Source organism: Roseicyclus sp. (assembly GCF_965662675.1).
GTDB lineage: Bacteria > Pseudomonadota > Alphaproteobacteria > Rhodobacterales > Rhodobacteraceae > Roseicyclus.
The window spans coordinates 1-4,796 of the sequence record NZ_CBFIIK010000155.1 but is presented as its reverse complement, the minus strand read 5'-3'; the positions used below and the strand labels follow the sequence as shown (position 1 = coordinate 4,796).

At 64.6% G+C, this 4,796-nt stretch carries 5 protein-coding genes; 2 read left to right on the top strand and 3 right to left on the bottom strand.

The window, feature by feature from the left end; translation table 11 throughout:
- Nucleotides 1-878: D-cysteine desulfhydrase (locus ACTG4J_RS14825; RefSeq protein ID WP_439140511.1), on the bottom strand; the 878-nt coding region annotated here is incomplete at its 3' end.
- 179 nt (nucleotides 879-1,057) lie between these two features.
- Between ACTG4J_RS14825 and ACTG4J_RS14820 the strand changes: the two genes are divergently transcribed.
- Entirely contained in the window at nucleotides 1,058-2,590 is a 1,533-nt protein-coding gene (locus tag ACTG4J_RS14820) for an acyl--CoA ligase (RefSeq protein WP_439140510.1), read from the top strand.
- Nucleotides 2,591-2,683: 93 nt separating this feature from the next.
- Nucleotides 2,684-3,664, top strand: coding sequence for a 2-dehydropantoate 2-reductase (locus tag ACTG4J_RS14815; protein WP_439140509.1), 981 nt, complete (start codon nucleotides 2,684-2,686; stop codon nucleotides 3,662-3,664).
- 47 nt (nucleotides 3,665-3,711) lie between these two features.
- On the opposite strand, the gene ACTG4J_RS14810 is transcribed toward ACTG4J_RS14815, so the two are convergent.
- Together ACTG4J_RS14810 and ACTG4J_RS14805 are read right to left on the bottom strand one after the other, a co-directional pair.
- The gene (locus ACTG4J_RS14810) at nucleotides 3,712-4,002 is read right to left on the bottom strand and encodes a DUF1330 domain-containing protein (protein WP_439140508.1); all 291 of its coding nucleotides are present in this window, start codon (nucleotides 4,000-4,002) and stop codon (nucleotides 3,712-3,714) included.
- An 86-nt stretch (nucleotides 4,003-4,088) separates the two neighbouring features.
- Nucleotides 4,089-4,796: hydantoinase B/oxoprolinase family protein (locus ACTG4J_RS14805; protein ID WP_439140507.1), on the bottom strand; the 708-nt coding region annotated here is incomplete at its 5' end.

The following is a 4,796-nucleotide window of genomic DNA, read 5'->3' as shown; positions in this document are numbered from 1 at the left end:
CCTTTGCCGGAATAGACGGGATCAAGCAAAATCCCCTCCAACTCGGCGAACATCCGGATCGCCTCGAGCGTATCCTCGCGCGGCAGGCCGTAGCCCGCCCCGACATAATCGGTATTGGCGACCACATCCTCACGCTGCACGACACCCGCACAGCCCAGTTTCTCGGCGGTGCGACAGGCCAGATCATAGACCATCTGTTCCTGCTTTTCTTTCGGCGCACGGGTGCCGATGCCAAGCACCGGGATGCCCGCATTCAGCGCGCACATTCCCGCCACCAGCCCCGCCTGCGTGCCGGATGAGCCCGTCGCCGTCACCAGATGGTCGATCACCAGCCCGCGGTCATTGGCCTGTGTCAACAGCTCAAGCGCGCAATTCACATAGCCAAGCGCGCCGGTCGGGTTCGAGCCACCGCCGGGGATGACATAAACCGTGCGCCCCTTGGCGCGCGCGGCCTCGGCCGCCGCTTCCATCGCGGCGGGCATGTCGGTGCCGCCCTGATGCAGCTCGGTCGTCGCCCCATGCAGATGATCCAGCAGCACATTGCCGTTCTCGGTGTAATCAGGGTCTTGGTAACCTGTCCGATCCTCCAAAAGGATATGACAGCCCATCCCCAGCTTGGCGGCAAAGGCCGCGGTCTGGCGGGCATGGTTGGATTGGGTGGCCCCTTGGGTCATCACCATGTCGGCCCCTTGGGCCATCGCCTCGGCCATGAGGAACTCCAGCTTGCGCGTCTTGTTCCCGCCCGAGGACATGCCCGTGCAATCATCGCGCTTGATCCAGATTTCGGGGCCACCCAGCGCGGCCGAAAGGCGATCCATCCGTTCCAGCGGCGTCGGCAAATGGGCAAGATGGACGCGGGGAAAACGGGAAAGATGCATGGCCACGGGCTCCGCCGAAATTGTGTCTCGGGCAGTGATGCATATTTTGTCAGCAATTGACAATGCGCCGACAGGGCCATGCAAATCACGCGATGCACATCCAGACTGGCCTTGGACCGACAAAACACTAAATTGCGCCTGTCGCCGGGCAAGCGATGGCGACCAAAGGAGGGACACCCATGACAAACACACTCGCCGCGCTGATCAGCGCGCAGGATCAACGCGCGCAAGCGATCGGCGCACCGGGCCGTGATTGGCTGAGCTATGCAGGCTTGGCAGACCAAGCCGCCCATGTCGCCACGGCGCTGCACGGCGCGGGCATCGGGCGTGGTGACCGGGTCGCGATCGTACTGCCCAACGGTCCCGAAATGGCGGTGGCTTTCGTGACTGTCGCGGGTGTCGCGACCACCTGTCCGCTCAACCCCGCCTACAAGGAAGAGGAATTCGCCTTTTACCTCGAAGACCTCAAGGCCAAAGCCATCATCTTGGCCGAGGGCGAGGCTGGGGCCGCGCATGCCGCCGCCGTTTCGCAAGGATTGGCGGTGATCCGGCTTGCGTTCGACGCGGCAAAACCCGCCGGCACATTCACCCTGACGGCCGAGGGCAGCGCCGGCCAAGCCGACACCGCCGCGCCAAGCGCCGATGACGTCGCGCTGATCCTGCACACCTCGGGCACGACATCGCGGCCCAAGATCGTGCCCTTGCTGCAATCGAATGTCGCGGCTTCGGCCCGCCATATCGGCGCATCCCTCGCGCTGACACCTGCCGATCGCTGCCTCAACGTAATGCCCTTGTTCCATATCCACGGGCTGATCGCGGCCGTATCGTCCAGCCTTGCCGCCGGCGGCTCGGTCTGGTGCGCGCCGGGCTTTGACGCGATGAAGTTCTTTGGCTGGATGGAAGAGGCGCAGCCCAGCTGGTACACGGCCGTGCCGACCATGCACCAAACAATCCTGTCGCGCGCCGCGCGCAATGCCGAGACGATCAAGAATGTACCGCTGCGCTTCTTGCGCTCCTCCTCGGCCTCGCTGCCCGGCCCGGTGATGGAACAGCTTGCTGCCACCTTTAACGCCCCGGTGATCGAGGGCTACGGCATGACAGAAGCGGCCCACCAGATGGCCTCCAACCCCCTGCCGCCGCGCGCGCAAAAGCCGGGATCGGTGGGTGTCGAGGCCGGGCCGCTGGTCCGCATCGCCCATGAGATCGAGAACCGCCTTGTCGAAGGTGTGGGCGAGATCGTGATCTCGGGGCCGAACGTCACCCCCGGCTACGAGGGCAACCCCGAGGCGAACGCCAAGAATTTCTTCGAGGCCGATGGCCGCCGCTGGTTCCGCACCGGCGATCAGGGCCAGTTCGACGATGAGGGGTATCTCTCGCTGACCGGGCGGCTCAAGGAAATCATCAACCGCGGCGGTGAAAAGGTCTCACCGCTCGAGGTCGATGGCATCTTGTCCGCCCACCCGGCGGTGGCCCAAGTGGTCACCTTCGCCATCCCCCATCCCAAGCTGGGCGAAGAGGTCGGCGCCGCCGTGGTGCTGCGCGAAGGCATGGAAGCAACCGAGGCCGATATCCGCGCCTTCGCGGGTGAAAGGCTCGCCGCCTTCAAGGTGCCGCGCAAGGTGGTGATCTTGGCCGAGATCCCCAAAGGCGCGACCGGCAAGCTGCAACGCATCGGGCTGGCCGAGAAACTGGGATTGGTCGAACAGGCCTGAGGCCGGGACCAGCAGGGGGCTTTGCCCCCCGCACCCCCCAGCGTATTTTCGGAAAGATGAAGGAAGGCCGCTTTGGTGGCAAAGGGAGACGGCATGAAGATCTGTATTTTCGGCGCGGGCGCCATCGGCGGCTATATGGGGGCGAAACTGGCGGAAGCCGGGGCCGAGGTCAGCCTTGTCGCCCGTGGGCCCCATCTTGCGGCCATGCAATCCAAGGGACTGACACTGATCGAAGAGGGTGAGACCAAGACCTATCAGGTCAACGCCTCCGACGATCCGGCGGCCCTTGGGCATCAAGACTATGTCATCGTCACGCTGAAAGCGCATTCCGTGCCCCCAGTCGTGGGCAAGATGGCGCCGCTGATCGGGCCGGAAACAACCATCGTTTCAGGCGTGAACGGCGTGCCATGGTGGTATTTCCACAAGGTCGAAGGCCCGCTGGAAGGCACGCGTCTGGCCTCGGTCGATCCGGGCAATGCGCAATGGAACGGCTTTGGCCCCGACCGGGTCTTGGGCTGCGTGGTCTATCCTGCCGCCGAAGTCATTGAGCCAGGCGTCGTCAAGCATATCGAGGGTAACCGCTTTTCGCTTGGTGAGCCTGATGGCGCGAAATCCGACCGCGCCGTGCGCCTGTCCGAGGCCTTGGGCCGCGCGGGCCTCAAGGCACCCGTCCGCCCACGCCTGCGTGACGAGATCTGGGTGAAGCTTTGGGGGAACCTGTCGTTCAACCCGATCTCGGCGCTGACCCATGCCACGCTCGATGTGCTGTGTACCGATCCCGGCACGCGGGCCGTTGCGCGCGGCATGATGCTGGAAGCGCAAGAAATCGCCGAGAAGCTGGGCGTGAAATTCCCCATCGATGTGGATCGCCGGATCGATGGCGGGGCCGCCGTTGGGGCGCATCGCACCTCGATGCTGCAAGACCTCGACGCGGGCCGCCCGATGGAAATCGACGCGCTTTTGGGTTCGGTGCAAGAGCTTGGTCGCGTGACCGAGACCGCGACGCCCACCATCGACACGGTGCTGGCGCTGGTCACGCTGCGCGCGCGCAGTGCGGGGCTTTACGGCCATTAAACCATAGCGCGCGCCGGGCATGGGCCGGGCGCGCGCGAAAAGCGGTCTTATTCGGTGCCTTCGACCACCAAGATCACGCTGTCGGCGGTGCGGCGGCGGATATCGGCAACCTCTTGATATTCTGGATCATTATAGGCGGTCAGTGCCGCCTCATAGCTCGGAAATTCGATCACCACATGGCGCATCAGGGTCTCGCCCTCCATCACCTGAGCTTGTCCGCCGCGCACGATGAACCGCCCGCCAAGCGCATGCAGGATCGGCGTGTCGCGCACGACATATTCCTTGTAGGCCTCGGGGTCGTTCACGGTGATATGGCCGATGATGTAACCTTTGGGCATCGCTTGCCCCTCCCTTGCTTGATGCGTCCCGGCCCTTTTGGGGCTTGGCGCGCGCCGACGCAAGACAAGGGCGGCAAGCGCCCCCCTCAGCCCTTGCCGTAGCCGCCGCCCGTGGGCGTGATCACCGTGACCGCCTCGCCGGGGTCCAGCACCGTCTGGTCGCAGGCGCGCAGCACCTCGACCGATCCATCCTTGCGCCGCACGAAGGTCTGTCCGACCTGCCCATCACCACCGCCGACAATCCCGCGCGGGGGGGCAGCACGATGCGAGGACAAGATCGCGCAATCCATCCGCTCCAAGAACCGCAAGCGCCGCTCGGTCCCATCGCCCGCGTCAAACGCTCCTTTGCCGCCCGATCCGGGGCGCAGTCCGAAATGCTCCAAAAGCACGGGAAACCGCATCTCGAGCACTTCCGGATCGGTCAGCCGCGAATTGGTCATATGGGTATGCACCCCCGATGTGCCCGCGAACCCGCGCCCATCATTCATCACGCCAGCCGGCGCGCCCGAACAAATCGTCTCGTAATACTGGTAGGTCTGATTGCCGAAGGTCAGGTTGTTCATTGTCCCTTGGCTATTGGACAGCGTCCCCAGCGCGCCGAAAATCGCGTTGGTCACATGCTGGGAGGTTTCGACATTGCCCGCCACCACCGCGCGCGGATAGGCGGGGCGCAGCATCGAGCCCTCGGGGATGATGATTTGGATGGGCCGCAGGCAGCCCGCATTCATCGGAATGGGGGCCTCGACCATCACGCGGAAGCAATAAAGCACGGCGGCCCGCGTCACGGGTTCGGG

Coding starts and splice junctions, on each gene's coding strand:
- ACTG4J_RS14820 (WP_439140510.1), top strand. CDS start 1,058: ATGACAAACACACTCGCCGCGCTGATCAGCGCGCAGGATCAACGCGCG.
- ACTG4J_RS14815 (WP_439140509.1), top strand. CDS start 2,684: ATGAAGATCTGTATTTTCGGCGCGGGCGCCATCGGCGGCTATATGGGG.
- ACTG4J_RS14810 (WP_439140508.1), bottom strand. CDS start 4,002: ATGCCCAAAGGTTACATCATCGGCCATATCACCGTGAACGACCCCGAG.